The following is a 16,131-nucleotide window of genomic DNA, read 5'->3' as shown; positions in this document are numbered from 1 at the left end:
TCCCTGGCCATGGCCGACGGCATGCCCGTTCATTTTGTCGACCCGGTCACCCTTTACGGTCCAGAAGCGCGATACGAGATCCTACGCAACGGCGACGCGGTTGGCGAACATCTGATTTCGTTTCAGCGCCACGGCGACACGATCATTGCTGAAGCGCGGTCTAAAATTGCCGTACCATTCCTGTTCATGACCGCATATCGCTTTGACTATCATTCGCGCTCAGTCTGGCGGGCTGGTGCCATGGTCGATCTTGACGCCGTGACATCTGATGACGGCGACACAAGTCAAGTATCGATCGAGCAGCTTAACGGCAAATTGCGTGTAACCGGATCGGCTGGCAGTACGATGCTGTCGACAGCGTTGCCACCTACCGAACATTGGTCCAAAAGCTTTATTTCGCAAGGCGAGATCATCAATACGATCACGGGTCGGGTGAACGAGGTGCGCCTGAGCAAGCTTAGCGACGCCTTCGTGCCGACAGCGACGGGGATGGCCCGCGCAGATCGCTATACGCTCGCCGGCGATCTCAACCTCGAAACCTGGTACGACGCCGAAGGCCGCTGGCTTGGGATGCGCTTCCAGGGCAAGGACGGTTCGATGATAGAATATCGTTGTCGCGACTGTCCGGCCCAGTTGGCAACCGCGCAGTGATGGGTAAGCTGTGGTGGATCACCGGGGGCGGTAGCGGTATTGGCCGAGAACTCGCCCTTCAGATTGCCGCAGCTGGCGACAGGGTCGTCATCAGCGGCCGACGCCTGTCCGTCCTGCAAGACGCTGCCGGGACGAACGCCAACATCATGCCCCATGACCTTGATGTCACCGATGCCAGGATGGTCAGCGCGGCGGTGGCCGAAATAGAAACGACCCACGGTCCCATTGACTGTGCCGTCCTCAATGCCGGTCATTATGATCCGATGGATATTGCTGATTTCACTGCCGATCGCGTCTTGCAAACATTTGCCACCAATGTCCAAGGCGTCGCCAACTGCCTGGATCCTTTGCTGAAATCAATGCGCCGCCGTGGTACTGGCCAGATTGCGATCGTCGCTTCAGTGGCGGGTTATCGTGGCCTGCCAAAGGCCGCGGCCTATGGCGCCAGCAAGGCCGCACTCATCAACATGGCAGAGGCCTTGAAGCCAGAGGCCGATGCCGCTGGCATCAAGCTGCAGCTGGTCAATCCTGGCTTCGTTCTGACGCCGATGACCAAGCGCAATGACTTCCCCATGCCCTTTCTGCTGACCCCAGAGGACGCCGCGCGCCGCATTCGCCGAGGCCTTGCAGGTACTGGCTTTGAGATCGTCTTTCCGTGGCGCTTCGCGCTTTTGCTGAAGTTAGGCCGGCTGCTTCCATACAGACTTTATTTTGCCCTCACCCGGCGTATGATCGGTCGATGAACGAACCGATCCTCGACGCATATCTCGCCCTTTGGGCCGATCCCTCACCCGAACGTGACCTCGACCGCCTTGATGCATTGACGACCCTGGATGTTCGTTTCAAGGATCCGATCAACGACCTCACAGGGCGCGACGATCTCAAGCACATCTTTCGCGATTCTGCCGATGCCGTTGCGACTCCACAGGTGGAGGTTATCGCAATTGCCTGGGCTGCACCCGATCAGGCCTTCGTCAAATGGCGCTATAGCGGGTTGCTGCGTCGACTTGGCAACAGACCTTGGTCCGTCGTTGGTATGAGCGACATCCGCTTTTCGGCAGATGGCCGCATCAGCTTCCATGAGGACCACTGGGATCTGGCAAGCGGGCTGTTCGAGTATTTCCCGCTCATCGGCGGCTTATTCCGCCGCCTGCGCCACCGTCTGCGGCTGCGTCCCGAGAAACGCTGACTTGGCGTCTTTCTTGTGAAACGACACGGTGAGCGTGCCGATCTCTATGCCCCACCGGGTCACAGTGGCCCGGTTGAGAATGACCCCGCCCGGCTGCAAGAACATCCAATCGTCAAATGACACGCGCCAACGGCCTTCGCCGACCTTTAGGTCGATCTGGTAGGACCATTGGAAGGCATTGCCTGCAGCCTCACCGTTGGCCGTGCCGATGACGTCGCCGGCGACGCCTTCATAGCGCCCGCCACCAATCGGCTTCAGATGCCAAACGCGTTGCTCCTTCTCGCCATCGTCGTAGACGAAATCCTCAGTGAGGACCAGGACGTCGCCGTCCATCTCGCCCACCATGTCAACTACGAACTGGCGGCGGAGATTTCCGAAGCGGTCGTGGAACATGCCCGATCCACGCGTCTCGCCCAGGAAGTAAGTCTCTGGCTTAAGGACCGGCTGTTTGCCGGCAAAATCTTCAATCTTCATCGTATTGCATCCACTGAGCGCAATACCGGCCGCGAGCAGGAGGCCCACGCCTAAGATCCGTTTGAAACCGACCATGCCCGTACCTGCGCTGAAATTGTCAATCCGGGTGGAGTCTCGCTGCCATGTCGGCTTGGCGTGCCCGGTCTATCGGAAAGCGCCACATCATTCCCACCGCTACAGCCTTGAATACGCAGGGTACCCAGGCATAGATCACCGCCACGGCAAAGCTTCCTTGGGCTGGGTTGGCGGGGTCGACGCCAAGATAGGCCAATAGCGGAAAGGCGATGCCGACCGCCAGTGCCCCCGAGAGTTTTCCCGACATGGTGGAAAGGGCAAAGAACAATCCGGCCCGGTCGGTGCGATGCTGCAGGCGATCCCAATCCACCACATCCGCCTGAATGGCGGGCGGCAGCGAGAGATCGGCACCCAGGGCCAGCCCGGTGACGACGCAGATCCCGGCAAAGGCCGCGATAGATCCTGGCGGCAGGAACGGCACAAAGGCAAAGGCTATGATCGCCATCAGCATGGCGAGGCACCACAGCCGGTGCTTGTCCAGTCGCGAAAGCAGCCACAGCCAGAGCGGCAGGCCCAGAACCGCGGCAGCGAAATAGATCAACAGCACCGATCCCATTTCGACATCGCTTGCGCGCAAGGACGACGTGATGAAGAGCGGAAAGAGGCCGGCCGGCAGACCATTGGCAATACCGTTGATGAACCAGGCGCCAAGCAGCCGGCGAAAGGGCGGATTGGCCGCCGCCGCCCGAAAGGCGGCCAACAAATTGCCTGCTGGTGCTAAACCGCTTGTCCGAATTTCGGGAACCCAGGCCAGCAGCATGACCAGTGCCGGCGCACCGAGAACGATGGCCACAATGGCCGTCACCAACATGGCCGCGTCCTGGCCGTAGCCATGCCATTGCAGGAGCGCCGGCAGGGTTGTCGCCAAACTGATACCCAGCAGCCCCAATCCCTCACGCCAGGAGGCAATCGTCGAGCGTTCGCGGTAATCCGCGCTGAGTTCGGCGCCCCATGCCGCATAAGGGACCATCACCGTAGACCAGCCGATATAGAGCAAGGCGTACCAGCATCCGAGATAGAATGGCCCGATGCCCTGTGGCGGCGCGAAGAGGGCGAGGAGTGCGACAGCAGCAAAGACGGCACCAACCGCAATGAACGGCTTGCGGCGACCGCTCTCGTCGCTGAAATGCCCGATCAGGGGGTCGCTGAGCACGTCAACGAAGCGCGCAACGAAGATGGCAATGCCGGTGGCAGTCAACCCCAAGCCGAGCGGTCCAGCGTAATAGCTGGGCAGCAACACCTGGGCCGGAACGGTGGGAATGGCAAGGGCAAGGGCCGGCAGACCATAAACCAGGTAACCGCCGCGCCATTTCATGCCGCCCAATACATCACCATCGGCTAGCGTTGCAGTTTGAGATGCACGACGTCGATCGAGCCGGCCTTGAAGCCCGCTTCGCAATAGGCGAGGTAATATGTCCACATGCGGCGGAACCGTTCATCGAATCCCAACGGCTGAATTTTCGGCCATGCCTGAAGAAATGACTCGCGCCATTCCCGCAACGTGCGCGCATAGGAATTGGCAAATCCGTCCTCGCCCAGGAATTGCAGACCGCTATCCCGCGCCAGATTGCGCAAGGCGGAACTGGTGGGCAGCATGCCGCCAGGAAAGATATAGCGCTGGATGAAATCCGCATTGCGCCGATAGCTGTCGAACCTTTCCTCGGCAATCGTGATGATCTGCAGCACCGCCGTGCCACCCTGATTGAGCCTCTCGCGCAGGACATCGAAATACCGCCGCCAATGCGCTTCTCCCACGGCCTCGAACATCTCGATCGACACAATGCTGTCGAACCGGCCCGGACAATCGCGGTAATCCTGCAGCCGCAATTCGACGCGGTCGGACAGTCCCTGGCGCCGCATCCGCGCCTCGGCAAAGGCAAGCTGCTCCTTGGACAAGGTCAGTCCCGTGACGTTGCAACCAAAGTCCCGGGCCGCCACCTCGGCAAAGCCACCCCAGCCGCAGCCGATCTCCAGCACATGCTTCCCAGGCGCCAGTTCCGCAAGTTCGGCCACGCGCCGATACTTGTCGACCTGCGCCGCCTGCAGCTCGGTGGCACCCCGCTCGAAATAGGCCGAGGAATAGGTCATCGACGGGTCAAGCCATTGCCCGTAGAACGCATTGCCGAGGTCATAGTGGTAGGCAATGTTGCGCTTGGCTCCAGATCGCGTATTCGGCCGCATCAAGTGCAAGAGACGATGCCACGCGCGGACCAGCTTCTTGCCCGACAACGCTGCTGCCACGGCGTGCTCGTTGCGGGCTGCAAGCTCGATCAGCTCCGTGAGGTCGGGGCTATCCACCTCGCCCGCCATATAGGCTTCGGCAAAGCCGATATCGCCTCCCCGCAACAGGCGCTGGATGCCTTTGACGTCACGAATCTCCAACTCCGCGGCTGGGCCGGGTTCGGCACCCTCGACATCATGCCGGCGACCATCCGGAAACAGCACCCCGAGCCGCCCAACCTTCAAATGGTTGAGCGTCCGGTTGAACACGTTTTCCCATAGCCCAGACATGATGCCTTGCCCGCCCGCCCTAAGCTCCGGCCGCACCGACGACCCCGTCATGCTTGTCCCCCTTCATGGCAGGTGTATTGAAATCAATATTGTCGAAACTGGGGCCGTTTGTGAAGCGGGACGCCCTTCATCCACAATTTCAACGCCTCCCAATGGATGGCGGCCACGACCTTCAATGTCAGAAGCGGATAAAGCACGGCCACCCTTAGCAAATTCAGGTTGTCGAGCGGGTACCGGCGACCGGCAAAGGCGGCCTTCAGGATAGGCCCATCGCCATCATGCTGATCGATCGAAAGTGCGACTTTATCGGCTGGCAACCGCACAGCAAAATGATAGCCACCGGAGACATCGTTGAAGGGCGATACATAGAGCCGCTTGTCAATGCTGTGGAAGACGCGCCCATTGCAGGTCTCTGCCGGCAGCACATAGGCGTGTCTGCCGCCGAACGTGTTGTTCACTTCATAGAGTATCGCGACAATCTCGCCGGACGCATCGCTGCAAAAGTAGACCGAGATCGGGTTGAAAACAAAGCCCAGCACGCGCGGGAAACAGAGAAGACGAATGTTCGTCACCTCGTTGCGTATGCCACCTTCGCGGAGTTGCCCCAGGACCCAGCTCTTAAGATCACCACTGCCATCACCATGGTCAGCGGCGTGGAACGAAAAGAGGAACCGCCGCTCCACGCCCAGCAGACGGATGTTCAATTGAGGCAGCTCATCCAGATCAAGCAGAAGATAGAACACGCTATAGCGCAAGTAATGCTTCTTTGGGCGTACCCGTCGATGCATGACGCTGCCGCAATAGATGGCCGATCGCATCATGCCCAGGCACCTGTCGCTGCCTGATCCGGCAGCCCCATCGCCATCTCTGGTGTCTCCTGGACGTGGATGCGCCCAGTCGGCTCGCGAACCTGCCAAGGCCGCCTTACCTCTCCCAATCTTTCCGCCACGGCCAATCCCGCCTGCAGTCCGTCCTCGTGGAAGCCAGCGCCGAAATAGGCGCCGCAATACCAGATTCCCCCCTGCCCTTGCAGCGACCACAATTGCCGTTGCGCAGCAATGGCAGCGGCGTCGAACAGTGGATGGGCATAGGAAAAGCGGCGCCAGACAAGGTCTTCGCGAATGGTACGGTCCGGGTTGAGCGTCACCAGAACCGGCTGTTGGACGCCAAGGTTCTGCAACTGGTTCATCCAATAGGTGACGCAAATGAGCCCACGGTCATCCGGCGTACCCGCACCCAAGACATTCCAGCTCGACCACGCCGCGCGGCGCCGCGGCATCATGCTGATGTCGCTGTGCAGCACTGCTTCGTTGTCGATGTAGCGCATGGCACCCAGCAGGGACGTCTCCTGCGGCGTCGGTTGGGCCAGCAGACCGAGCGCCTGATCCGCATGTGCTGCGATCACCACGGCATCGAAGCTATGCCTTGTGCCCCGATCGCAAACGATGCTGGGTCCCGCGGCACCGCGCTCAACGCGCGCGATTGACGCATTGAGCACGATCTGCATCGGGTGATCCTGAAGCAGACGTTGAACGTAATTCCGGCTTCCGCCGCAGACCGTGCGCCACACCGGACGATCGGACACTTGCAGCAGGCCATGGTTGTCGCAGAAGCGGACAAACGTGCTGAGGGGATGGTCCAGCATCTGTTGCGGCGAAGTCGACCAGATAGCCCCACCCATCGGCAGCAAATGGTCGTTGATGAAACTGTTTCCATAGCCGCGTTGGCTGAGATAGTCCCCGAGCGTCACGTCCGCAGGATATGCGCCTGCCCGCGCCTCGCGATAGAAACGCAGAATATCGGCGATCATGCGCCACATGCGCGGGCGCAGCAGATTGCGCCGCTGCGCGAACAGGCCGCGCAGGCTGGACCCCGAATATTCGAACTTACCGTTATCCAATGACGCCGCGAACGACATGTGAGTCGCCTGGCTGGCGACGCCCAGATGGGCCAGAAGCGCCGTGAGGTTTGGATAGGTGCGTTCGTTGAAGACGATAAAGCCCGTATCCACAGCGACCGGGCCTTCGGTGAGATCGAGGTCGACGGTGTTGCTGTGGCCGCCAGGCAGGGCACCCTTCTCAAACAGCGTGACATCGTGGCGCTGCGCCAGCAGCCAAGCAGCCGACATACCGGAAATGCCAGCGCCAATCACGGCAATACGCCTACGGTTCTCGCTGTCCGGGTGACCTGTCGAATATTGTGGGTGGCGGATTTCGGGAGACTGAAAATGCTGGTCGTTGGGGGCCATGAAGCGCCTTTGCGATCGCTCGGCCGAGCCAATCGGCCGAGCCTTCGCTTGGATAAAACAAAAAAATCCCTGTATCAGAGCCTTTTACGGCTGCCGAGCCGGCCCGGATCACCAGTTGTTAACGTGGATCGGCTGATCCAGAAGGCGACGGGCGACGTAAGCATCACATGGAAAACGCATTTGCCTTCCAAACCTCCTGGGGCGGCCTGGATCTGCCTCGGCTAGACGGTTCCCTCGCCGACGCCCCTCTTTCAGGAAGGGTGCGGCTGGTCGAGAATACCGCTAAAAGGGCCAATGGTATCAAAACAGATGCATCTAGGGCGAGGATGACTGCCATCGACGCCAGTCCAGAAGTTGTCGGCGTGGGCACCGAATCTGCACGCATGACGGCGCTGCTATCCGCCCTCAAGGCCGTCCGGGACGAGGCTGTTTTTGCGGAGCTCTTCCGCCATTACGCGCCACGACTGAAGTCCTATATGCGTAAGTTGGGCGCGCCGGAAGACGTGGCCGAGGAACTTGCCCAGGAAGCGATGGCGTCAGTCTGGCGCAAGGCGCATCTCTTTGATGCCGAGAAAGCCGGTGCTGGAACCTGGATATTCTCGATCGCGCGGAACCTCCGCATAGACGCCTTTCGCCGCCAACGTCGCCCGGAAGTGGATTTCGATGATCCTGCCCTTGTGCCCGACGAGCCTGAGGCACCGGATGCCTTGATCGATCAAGGCAGACAGGCCGTTGCCGTCAGGGCGGCGCTCGCCGCGCTACCACAGGAACAGGCGCGGATCGTCCGCCTTTCCTTCTACGAGGATAAACCTCACGCCGAGATTGCCGCTGAACTCGGCATTCCGCTCGGTACCGTCAAGTCGCGCATGCGCCTCGCCTTTCAGAGATTCCGCAAGGCGCTGGGAGAGCCTACGTCATGAATACCTTGGCACGTCGCCGATCGCACCGATATCCGGACTATCATCCGGGCGATGAATTGATCGCAGCCTATGCGAGCGGTGCGCTGGACGAAGCAAGCGCGCTGGCAGTCGCTAGTCACCTGACCCTCTGCCCGGCCTGCCGGAGCCACGTGGCGCTGTTTGAATCTGTCGGCGGCGATCTGATCGAAGAACTGCCGGAAGCGTCCATGGGCCAAGGTGCATTTGCCGCCACCCTGGCGCGCGCCAAGCTAATGTCGGGTCCGGTGAAAAATGATGCAGCGCCGCTGGCGGCCGGCGCCCAGCCGATCCTTCCGGCGCCCGTTCGGCAATATGTCGGCGGCGACCTCGATAGCGCCAAATGGCGAGCGATTGGTCCAGGCATCGACCACATGCCGCTTCTGCGCAGCGGTTCAACCACAGCGCGGTTGCTGCGCATTGCGCCCGGCAGATCGGTTTTCGGTCACACCCATGGCGGGACCGAATTGACTCTCGTGCTCAAGGGCAGCTATGCCTCGCAAGGTCAGCATTACGCTCGGGGCGATATCGAAGTTGCAGATGAGTCGGTCAATCACCGTCCCATCGCGGGCAAGGAAGATATCTGCATTTGCCTTGCGGTGACCGATGCGCCACTGCGTTTTGGCAACTGGATTGGCCGATTGATGCAGCCCTTTATCGGTATTTGACCGGCGCTAAAGGCGGCGAAACTATTCCATTTTGCGGCTGTTAGGCGGCTGCGACGCATGGTTAACCCCTTGGACATCGACGTCCGGCGGGCTAGTCTGGCGTCTCACTTCGCCAATTCACACTACAGGCCGCCAGAATGCGGGCAAACCGCTCTCTCTTCATCCTATTCGCTGCCATCTTCTATCTGCTGCTCGGCACATTTGGCATGGCAGTGGCACAGACACCTCCACCCGCCAATCCGCTGGCAGATGTACCAGAGCGCATCATCGGCTGGGAGCGCACGCTCAAGGACGCCGAAGACATCCTGCAACGGGACGATCTCGCCCAGCCCGAGATCCAGGCGACAACCAAGGAACTCACCAACGTCATAGGCGGCGCCCAGGCTTTGCGAACTGCCAGCCAGCAGGCTGTGCAATCGGTAGCCACCGAGCTGCAAAGCCTTGGCCCGGCACCCGCAGAAGGTGCCCCCCCCGAGGATGAGAAGGTCGCAGCGACGCGGACGGCGCTCGCCAAGCGGCAGGCCGAGTTAGACGGCTATGTCAGCCAGGCCCAATTGACCATGGTGCGCGCCCAAAACCTGGTCGCGGCGTTCGGCGTGCACGAGCAGGGGCAATTTACGGCCCAGCTGTTCAAACGGTTGCCCTCGCCGTTGCGCCCGTCGGTCTGGCTAGAGGCCTGGCAGCAGCTGTTGAATGCCGTCGACGATACCGTCACTGCCCCGCAGCAGTGGTGGCGTGCCATTGCCGCCCAGAAGATGGAGAGCATCATTCTGATTGGCGGATTGCTGTTGATCAGCACATCACTGCTGATCGGCTGGCAGTTGCACATCTTCTTGCGCCGGCGGTGGGGTCCCAACCCCAGCATCGAAGAACCGAGCCATGCCCGTCGCATTCTGGCGGCAGGTTCCATGGCCGTGGCGGACATTCTGCTGCCGTGCATCTTCCTGACGGCATTGAGGCTGCTGGTCACGGAAATCATCCCGATCAAAAGCGATTTCTTTGCCATGTTCGTTGGCGGAACAACCGCCAACCTGATTGGCTTCTTGCTGGTCTCTGGTCTTGCCCGCGCGATGCTGTCGCCGCACGCCCCGACCTGGCGCGTCATCCCCGTCACACCGCAGGGTGCCCTGCAGATCGCCCATAAGGTGACGCTGCTGGCTATCATGGTCGCCGTCTTCAACATGATCTATCTGATGGCGACGAAGGATGGCCCCGAAGCGCCGGCTGCCTTCCGGGCATGCAACACGTTCTTGCGCGATGTCGTCGTCGGTGCCATCGCCCTGTCACTGCTCCGCCGCGCCTATTGGGCGGCACCGGATGCAAGATTGACCGGCATCCTGGGCCTGGTGCGACGACTGCTGATCGTCGTCGCCTGCGTTTCGCCGCTCCTGTCGCTAGCAGGCTATGCTGACCTTTCAGAACGAATCCTGATCGCTGTCACCGCGACACTGGTCATCGTAGGGCTTGCCTGGCTGCTCCGCTCGGCTTTGCTGGAGGGCCTTGCCCGCGTGCTGGGCTCGGAGGTCACCGACGAGGGCGCCGCCGCCGTTCCAGGCCAGACGCAGGCATTGCGTCTCAGTTTCTGGGCCAGGCTGCTGGTTGAAACGGTGCTCTGGCTACCGGCCTTCTATTCGCTTCTGGTCATCTACGGCCTGTCACCGTCGCTGCTGAACCTGATCATCAACAGGGCCGTCAGCGGGATTCAGGTCGGCCAGGTCACCTTGTCGCTGACCGAGATCATTCTGGCTCTGTTTGTCCTAGTTGCCGGTCTTTTCATCGTTGGCCGGGTCAAGCGGTGGTTGTCAGACCAGATCCTGCCGCGATCTCGCTTCGATGTCGGATTGCAGAATTCCGTGACCGCCGGCTTCGGCTATGTCGGCAGCATCATCGTCATCACCCTGGCGGTCGTCACGCTGGGGATCGACCTCTCCAACATTGCGATCATCGCCGGTGCCTTGTCCGTCGGTGTCGGTTTCGGGCTGAAGACCATCGTCGAAAACTTCGTCGCTGGCATTCTCATCCTGATCGAACGGCCGATCAAAGTCGGCGATTGGATCGTCGTCGGCGGGACCGAAGGCACCGTCAAGCGCATCTCCGTCCGCTCGACCGAGGTCGAGACCTTCGACAATGCCAGCGTCATCTTCCCCAATTCCGAACTGATCGCAAATTCGGTCGTGAACTGGACCCTGCGCGACCGCATCATCCGCATCGTCATCCCGATGCGCGTTGTGCCAGGAACCGATACCAAACTGGTTCGCGATCTGCTGCTGGACTGCGCCAGGCAGCAACGTCGGGTCTGCGCCGAGCCCGCACCCACGGTTCTCTTCAAACGCTTTGTCGACATCGGCCTGGAATTCGAGCTTCGCTGCTTCGTCATCGACACGGCTTACGTCAACCAGGTCACATCGGACCTAAATTTCGCGATCGACAACGCCTTCCGCGCTCATGGTGTCGAGATGGCGCACACGGCAAGCGTCGTACGACCAAAACCGGAAACGGCCCCGCTTCCCGTCACCGAACCGACGAAACAGCCAAAGCCTGCCGGCCCGATCCCTGCGGAAGAATAGCCGCAACAGATGGCGTGACGCTCGGCTGCCGCGCTGATAGTGTCGTGGACATGCTCGACTTTATGGTGATAGGTGCCGGCGTCATCGGCTTGGCCATCGCCCGCCGCCTGGCGCGCGCGGGCCATGAAGTCGTGATTGTAGACACCGCTGATGCCATCGGCAGCGAGACCAGTTCGCGCAACAGCGAGGTCATTCACGCTGGTATCTATTATCCAACGGGAAGCTTGAAGGCGCAGCTTTGCGTGAGCGGTCGCAAGGCACTTTATCGCTATTGCGCAGCGCGCGCCGTCCCACACCGGCAATGCGGTAAGCTGATCGTCGCCAGCGACGACGGACAGCGCGCGGCTTTGCAAGCACTCGCTGAAAAGGCGCTCGCCAATGGTGTCGAGGACCTGCAGGTCCTCTCAGTCGGCGCTGCACGCTCACTGGAGCCCGCCCTCAACTGCGTCGCGGCGCTCCTCTCGCCATCGACGGGAATCGTCGATAGCCAACAATTGATGTTGAGCTATCTCGGGGAAGCCGAAAATGCCGGCGCAGTACTGTCGCTGCGCACGCCCGTCGTGAGGGGCATGCACAAAGGCAATCGCTGGCTGATTGGGCTGGGCGGCAGCCAACCCGACGATATTCCGGTACGCACCGTTATCAATGCGGCCGGGTTGGAAGCCAGCCGCGTCGCGCGCTCCCTCGGCCTCGCCCCCGACCGGGTGCCGACGACTCACTATGCCAAGGGCAATTACTTCACATTGCAGGGCGGCAAGCCGCCGTTCTCGCGCCTGATCTATCCCTTGCCGGAACCGGGCGGCCTCGGCGTTCACGTGACCCTTGATCTCGCTGGACGGGTTCGGTTTGGGCCTGATGTGGAATGGGTCGAGGCTATCGACTATGCGGTCGATGCCGGGCGCGCAGAGCGGTTCTATCCCGCCATTCGTCGGTACTATCCGGAAATGGCCGACGCCACCCTGGTGCCCGCCTATAGCGGCATCAGGCCAAAGCTGTCGCGCGATCCGCGTGTTGACTCGGATTTCCGGATCGAGACGGAGGCAGATCACGGCGCCCCAGGCTTGGTGTGCCTTTACGGCATCGAATCGCCCGGCCTCACCGCCAGCCTCGCCCTGGCCGAAAGAATTGCTTCGGGCCTCGGTGTACTGCCCACACAGGAAGACGCGGAACTCTTCCACGTTTAAACGCCAAATGAGGGTCTCTTTGAAGGCGGAGTAGCGCCCAGCGCCGGCATCGAGCCAGCGACAAGGTGAGTCTAAGTCTCGATATCGCGGCATTATTGCGATTAATTCGCCTTAAACGCGCAGCGCCCCTCGTCTGCCCTCGTTCCCGATACCGCGAGACGGCGGAATACTCGAGGCTGGCCAACAATCCTAAAGTATAGGAACGTCACTGCCATTCCTAACTAAAGTATTGGACATCATTCTTATTTCGGATGTCAAAAATGAAATCCAGTTGTACCAACCATGGACGTTAATTCTTTTGAAGGGTGTCCGAGATAGCGTGCCGATGCGCAAGCGCTTGAGCGGACGTCTTACCGTCAAAAAAGGTGGACAGTTTCTCCGGGCACACAGCAACAGCGCCATCACCCACCGCAGATCGACGTCGGGCGGGCGTTGCTAGCTTACTCATATCTGTGGAGTCAAAGATGTCCGCCTTATTGAATCTCAAGATCGCACACAAGCTTATCCTTGGATTTGCGATCCTCATCCTTCTGGTCAGTTCTGTCTGCGCCTTTATTTACAATCGCGTAGGCTTCCTTGACAAAAGCTCGGGCTGGACAACTCACACCTATGAAGTCCTTGAGACACTCGATGCCGCGCTGCTTGGCATGGTCAATCAGGAAACAGGCGTGCGTGGTTATCTTGTGTCAGGTGATCAGGGTTTCCTCGACCCGTACCACAATGGACTGAAGCAGTACGATGCGGCTTTCGAGAAGGTGAAGAAGCTAACATCCGACAATGCGACGCAGCAGGGTCGACTCCAGGAACTGGATGTCCTTGCGAGAACTTGGCAAAATGATGTCGCGGCGAAAGAGGTGGCCTTGATGGCGGATCCCGCGACCAGCGAACAGGCGCGCGCCATGGAATCCGGCGGCGCGGGCAAGAAATCGATGGACGGCTTCCGTGCCAAGCTTGCGGAAATCGCCGATGCGGAACGCGGCCTGCTGGTAACGCGCAGCGCCGACCAGGACGAAGCGGTCGCCACCACCTATACCGTGACGATCGCGGGCGCGGCCGGTGCGATTGCCATTTCGGTCATGCTCGGGTTCTTCCTGTCGCGCACAATCGGTGCGCCGATCGTGCGGATGACCAACGCCATGACGGTCCTGGCGCAAGGCAATGTGTCGACCGAAATTCCGGCGCGTGGTCGCAAGGATGAAGTCGGTCAGATGGCAGAGGCTGTCCAGGTCTTCAAGGACAACATGATCGAAACCGAGCGTCTGCGCGCCGAGCAGGAAGCGACCAAGAAACGTGCCGAGGAAGACCGCCGCAAGGGGATGCTGGCGATGGCCGACCAGTTCGAATCCAGCGTGGGCGGTGTCGTCACTGCCGTGACGACCGCAGCACAGGAACTGCAGAGGACGGCGCAGTCCATGTCGACCGCTGCTGAAGCGACCGCGCACCAATCCAATGCCGTGGCCGCCGCTTCCCAGCAGCTGACGCAGAACGTGCAGACCGTTGCCTCCGCGACCGAGGAACTCACCTCTTCTATTCAGGAAATCAGCAATCAGGTTTCGGAATCGACGCGCATCGTCAGCGGTGCTGTGACCCAGGCAAACGACACCAACGACAAGGTGAAGGGACTGGCCGTAGCGGCGCAGAAGATCGGCGAAGTGGTGACGCTCATCAATGAGATCGCCAGCCAGACCAACCTGCTCGCCCTTAATGCGACGATCGAGGCGGCCCGCGCCGGCGAAGCTGGCAAAGGATTTGCCGTGGTCGCATCGGAGGTCAAGAATCTGGCGACACAGACGGCCAAGGCCACAGACGAAATTGGTGGACAGATCCGCTCCATCCAGGATGCCACCGACTCGTCGGCAGAGGCAATCCAGGGCATTACGTCGACCATCGCCCGGGTGAATGAGATCTCCACCACGATCGCCTCGGCGGTCGAGGAGCAGGGTGCGGCCACCCAGGAGATCTCGCGAAACGTTCAGCAGGCGGCAACCGGCACCAACGAAGTGTCGTCCAACGTCGCCGGCGTAACGCAAGCCTCGCAGCAGACCAGCATGGGTGCCAATCAGGTGCTCACTGCCGCAACCGAACTGGCGAGGAATGGCGAAACATTGCGCACCCAGGTGGACCAATTCCTGCGCCAGATTCGCGCCGGTTGATCAGCATATCGCTCTGGGGCCGGTATCAGGTGATGCCGGCCCTTTAAGATCGACTGCCTTAGCGACATCGCAACGTCGTCGACACAGATACGGGTTGAAATCGCATCAAGCGGCGCCGCCAAAACGGCGCCGTGACTTTTTAAGCGAAGGCAGCCGTGTGTTTAGGCGCCGTGGCCCGAGACGCGCCACGACTCTATTTGTCGATGTTTTTCAAGGAGAAAGAGAGTGGTGCCCAGAGCCGGAATCGAACCAGCGACACTGTGATTTTCAGTCACATGCTCTACCAACTGAGCTATCTGGGCCCCTCGCGGAACGGGCGGATATTTAATGGCTTTGCAGACGCTTGTCCAGCCGCAAATTGACGAAAAAAGCCGCATCAGATCAATCGCTTGACTTCTCATCTTCATCCGGCGGCGTGGCTGATGCGGGAATCTTGTAGACCCCGCTCAGCCAGCGATTGAGATCGACCTTCTTGCAGCGGTCGGAGCAGAACGGCCGGTAGGCCTGTTCGGCGGGCTTACCGCAGATCGGGCATTTAGCCATGCCACATCTCCGCCAATGTCGGCCCGCTACGGCGGCGCGACAGTTCGACCAGCCCCAGGCGGGACATGTTGCCAACCCATTCGATGGCCGGATCGATCCCGGCCGCTTCGCGCAGCGCGTTCAATACCTGCTCGCGCTTGTTGCGGTTTTCAAGATCGATGAAGTCGATCACGATGGTGCCGCCGATATTGCGCAGCGCCAGCTGGCGGGGAATCTCGCGCGCCGCCTCGATATTGACCGACAGCGCGGTGCGCTCCATCCCCTTCTCCGCATTGGCGCCGGCGGAATTGACGTCGATGGCCGTCAATGTACGCACTGGTTCGACCAACAGCTTGCCGCCGCCTGGCAGCAGGACCTCTTCCTCCAGGCATTCGGCAATTGCGTCCTTGATGTCCGCGCGCGACGGTATCCAATCGCGTTCCGCCTGGAAGATCACCTTGTCGGCCAAAGATGGCCGGTACTTCGCGCACCAGGCTTCGATGATCGGCACGTCGACACGCCGGTCGCAGGTGATGCTCTCCACCGCCTCCAATGCCTCAAGCGCGCGCTGCCACAGATTGGGCGGCGACAGCAGGAGTGCCGGGGCCTGCTTGCCCTTGGCGCTGACGTCCACCATCGTCTTGATGCTGGTGGTGAGGCGCACGCCCTTCTCCTCGCGGCCGTCACGACGGATCTGAACAATCACCGCGTCGCCTTCCGTCGGCTGGTTGCCCTGCTTCTTCAACGGCAACAAGCCGGGCCGCGCCAGGCCGATCTCGACGAAGGCCGCGTTGAGGCTGGCATCGATCCCGGTCACCCGGCCGAGATAGACGCCGCCAACCTTGCTGCCCTCGCCCGGCTTCTCGGTCAGTGCCTGCGCCAGGCGATCATTGGACCAGCGGAAGAACTCGGTGCGGTCTGCGGAAATGCTGATGAATACCTGATCCGACATGG

15 protein-coding genes and 1 tRNA gene are annotated in these 16,131 nt (G+C 60.7%); 8 read left to right on the top strand and 8 right to left on the bottom strand.

Translation table 11 applies throughout. The annotated features are described in order from the left end of the window. Positions 1-9 precede the first annotated feature (9 nt). From SMD31_RS15590 to SMD31_RS15580, 3 genes are read left to right on the top strand one after another with little or no spacing between them, the layout of a single operon-like run. The gene (locus SMD31_RS15590; protein ID WP_320501817.1) at positions 10-651 is read left to right on the top strand and encodes a DUF6134 family protein; all 642 of its coding nucleotides are present in this window, start codon (positions 10-12) and stop codon (positions 649-651) included. Then, positions 651-1,394, top strand: coding sequence for an SDR family NAD(P)-dependent oxidoreductase (locus SMD31_RS15585; protein WP_320501816.1), 744 nt, complete (start codon positions 651-653; stop codon positions 1,392-1,394). The genes SMD31_RS15590 and SMD31_RS15585 overlap by 1 nt, the downstream gene beginning before the upstream one ends. Continuing rightward, positions 1,391-1,840: a nuclear transport factor 2 family protein gene (locus tag SMD31_RS15580; RefSeq protein ID WP_320501815.1), complete on the top strand. Its 450-nt coding sequence runs from the start codon at positions 1,391-1,393 to the stop codon at positions 1,838-1,840. The genes SMD31_RS15585 and SMD31_RS15580 overlap by 4 nt, the downstream gene beginning before the upstream one ends. On the opposite strand, the gene SMD31_RS15575 is transcribed toward SMD31_RS15580, so the two are convergent. From SMD31_RS15575 to SMD31_RS15555, 5 genes are read right to left on the bottom strand one after another with little or no spacing between them, the layout of a single operon-like run. After that, entirely contained in the window at positions 1,790-2,389 is a 600-nt protein-coding gene (locus SMD31_RS15575) for a DUF3833 domain-containing protein (RefSeq protein ID WP_320501814.1), read from the bottom strand. The genes SMD31_RS15580 and SMD31_RS15575 overlap by 51 nt on opposite strands. A 22-nt stretch (positions 2,390-2,411) precedes the next feature. After that, positions 2,412-3,704 (bottom strand): MFS transporter, encoded by a 1,293-nt coding sequence (locus SMD31_RS15570; protein WP_320501813.1) that lies wholly within the window; start codon positions 3,702-3,704, stop codon positions 2,412-2,414. A 23-nt stretch (positions 3,705-3,727) separates the two neighbouring features. Beyond that, the gene (locus tag SMD31_RS15565) at positions 3,728-4,951 is read right to left on the bottom strand and encodes a cyclopropane-fatty-acyl-phospholipid synthase family protein (protein WP_320501812.1); all 1,224 of its coding nucleotides are present in this window, start codon (positions 4,949-4,951) and stop codon (positions 3,728-3,730) included. A gap of 32 nt (positions 4,952-4,983) precedes the next feature. Further along, positions 4,984-5,721: a DUF1365 domain-containing protein gene (locus SMD31_RS15560; RefSeq protein ID WP_320501811.1), complete on the bottom strand. Its 738-nt coding sequence runs from the start codon at positions 5,719-5,721 to the stop codon at positions 4,984-4,986. Continuing rightward, positions 5,718-7,148 (bottom strand): NAD(P)/FAD-dependent oxidoreductase, encoded by a 1,431-nt coding sequence (locus SMD31_RS15555; protein ID WP_407652146.1) that lies wholly within the window; start codon positions 7,146-7,148, stop codon positions 5,718-5,720. The genes SMD31_RS15560 and SMD31_RS15555 overlap by 4 nt, the downstream gene beginning before the upstream one ends. Positions 7,149-7,474: 326 nt before the next feature. Between SMD31_RS15555 and SMD31_RS15550 the strand changes: the two genes are divergently transcribed. The 5 genes from SMD31_RS15550 (at position 7,475) to SMD31_RS15530 (ending at position 14,655) form a co-directional block, all read left to right on the top strand. Next, positions 7,475-8,068: a sigma-70 family RNA polymerase sigma factor gene (locus tag SMD31_RS15550; protein WP_320501809.1), complete on the top strand. Its 594-nt coding sequence runs from the start codon at positions 7,475-7,477 to the stop codon at positions 8,066-8,068. Beyond that, positions 8,065-8,751, top strand: a complete 687-nt coding sequence (locus tag SMD31_RS15545; protein WP_320501808.1) for a ChrR family anti-sigma-E factor — start codon at positions 8,065-8,067, stop codon at positions 8,749-8,751. Before SMD31_RS15550 ends, SMD31_RS15545 begins: the two co-directional genes overlap by 4 nt. Positions 8,752-8,888: 137 nt before the next feature. After that, positions 8,889-11,318: a DUF3772 domain-containing protein gene (locus SMD31_RS15540; RefSeq protein ID WP_320501807.1), complete on the top strand. Its 2,430-nt coding sequence runs from the start codon at positions 8,889-8,891 to the stop codon at positions 11,316-11,318. Positions 11,319-11,368: 50 nt separating this feature from the next. Then, positions 11,369-12,502 (top strand): NAD(P)/FAD-dependent oxidoreductase, encoded by a 1,134-nt coding sequence (locus tag SMD31_RS15535; RefSeq protein ID WP_320501864.1) that lies wholly within the window; start codon positions 11,369-11,371, stop codon positions 12,500-12,502. A gap of 365 nt (positions 12,503-12,867) precedes the next feature. Continuing rightward, entirely contained in the window at positions 12,868-14,655 is a 1,788-nt protein-coding gene (locus SMD31_RS15530; protein WP_320501806.1) for a methyl-accepting chemotaxis protein, read from the top strand. A gap of 226 nt (positions 14,656-14,881) precedes the next feature. On the opposite strand, the gene SMD31_RS15525 is transcribed toward SMD31_RS15530, so the two are convergent. The 3 genes from SMD31_RS15525 to SMD31_RS15515 all read right to left on the bottom strand — a co-directional run bounded on the left by SMD31_RS15525 (position 14,882) and on the right by SMD31_RS15515 (position 16,129). Then, positions 14,882-14,957, bottom strand: a tRNA-Phe gene (locus SMD31_RS15525). A gap of 79 nt (positions 14,958-15,036) precedes the next feature. Next, positions 15,037-15,198, bottom strand: coding sequence for a DNA gyrase inhibitor YacG (gene yacG / locus SMD31_RS15520; RefSeq protein WP_320501805.1), 162 nt, complete (start codon positions 15,196-15,198; stop codon positions 15,037-15,039). Next, positions 15,191-16,129 carry a ribonuclease E/G gene (locus SMD31_RS15515; RefSeq protein WP_320501804.1) on the bottom strand — a complete coding sequence of 313 codons (939 nt, stop codon included), beginning with the start codon at positions 16,127-16,129 and terminating at the stop codon, positions 15,191-15,193. Before SMD31_RS15515 ends, yacG begins: the two co-directional genes overlap by 8 nt. Positions 16,130-16,131 lie beyond the last annotated feature (2 nt).

Origin of the sequence: Dongia rigui (assembly GCF_034044635.1) — a bacterium.
In the GTDB taxonomy this organism is placed as follows: Bacteria; Pseudomonadota; Alphaproteobacteria; order Dongiales; family Dongiaceae; genus Dongia; species Dongia rigui.
This window is presented reverse-complemented; position numbering and strand designations above follow the sequence as displayed.

What these genes read in the sequence shown, in the direction of transcription:
- SMD31_RS15590 (WP_320501817.1), top strand. Translation starts at nt 10, where the DNA reads ATGGCCGACGGCATGCCCGTTCATTTTGTCGACCCGGTCACCCTTTAC.
- SMD31_RS15585 (WP_320501816.1), top strand. Translation starts at nt 651, where the DNA reads ATGGGTAAGCTGTGGTGGATCACCGGGGGCGGTAGCGGTATTGGCCGA.
- SMD31_RS15580 (WP_320501815.1), top strand. Translation starts at nt 1,391, where the DNA reads ATGAACGAACCGATCCTCGACGCATATCTCGCCCTTTGGGCCGATCCC.
- SMD31_RS15575 (WP_320501814.1), bottom strand. Translation starts at nt 2,389, where the DNA reads ATGGTCGGTTTCAAACGGATCTTAGGCGTGGGCCTCCTGCTCGCGGCC.
- SMD31_RS15570 (WP_320501813.1), bottom strand. Translation starts at nt 3,704, where the DNA reads ATGAAATGGCGCGGCGGTTACCTGGTTTATGGTCTGCCGGCCCTTGCC.
- SMD31_RS15565 (WP_320501812.1), bottom strand. Translation starts at nt 4,951, where the DNA reads ATGACGGGGTCGTCGGTGCGGCCGGAGCTTAGGGCGGGCGGGCAAGGC.
- SMD31_RS15560 (WP_320501811.1), bottom strand. Translation starts at nt 5,721, where the DNA reads ATGATGCGATCGGCCATCTATTGCGGCAGCGTCATGCATCGACGGGTA.
- SMD31_RS15555 (WP_407652146.1), bottom strand. Translation starts at nt 7,148, where the DNA reads ATGGCCCCCAACGACCAGCATTTTCAGTCTCCCGAAATCCGCCACCCA.
- SMD31_RS15550 (WP_320501809.1), top strand. Translation starts at nt 7,475, where the DNA reads ATGACTGCCATCGACGCCAGTCCAGAAGTTGTCGGCGTGGGCACCGAA.
- SMD31_RS15545 (WP_320501808.1), top strand. Translation starts at nt 8,065, where the DNA reads ATGAATACCTTGGCACGTCGCCGATCGCACCGATATCCGGACTATCAT.
- SMD31_RS15540 (WP_320501807.1), top strand. Translation starts at nt 8,889, where the DNA reads ATGCGGGCAAACCGCTCTCTCTTCATCCTATTCGCTGCCATCTTCTAT.
- SMD31_RS15535 (WP_320501864.1), top strand. Translation starts at nt 11,369, where the DNA reads ATGCTCGACTTTATGGTGATAGGTGCCGGCGTCATCGGCTTGGCCATC.
- yacG (WP_320501805.1), bottom strand. Translation starts at nt 15,198, where the DNA reads ATGGCTAAATGCCCGATCTGCGGTAAGCCCGCCGAACAGGCCTACCGG.
- SMD31_RS15515 (WP_320501804.1), bottom strand. Translation starts at nt 16,129, where the DNA reads ATGTCGGATCAGGTATTCATCAGCATTTCCGCAGACCGCACCGAGTTC.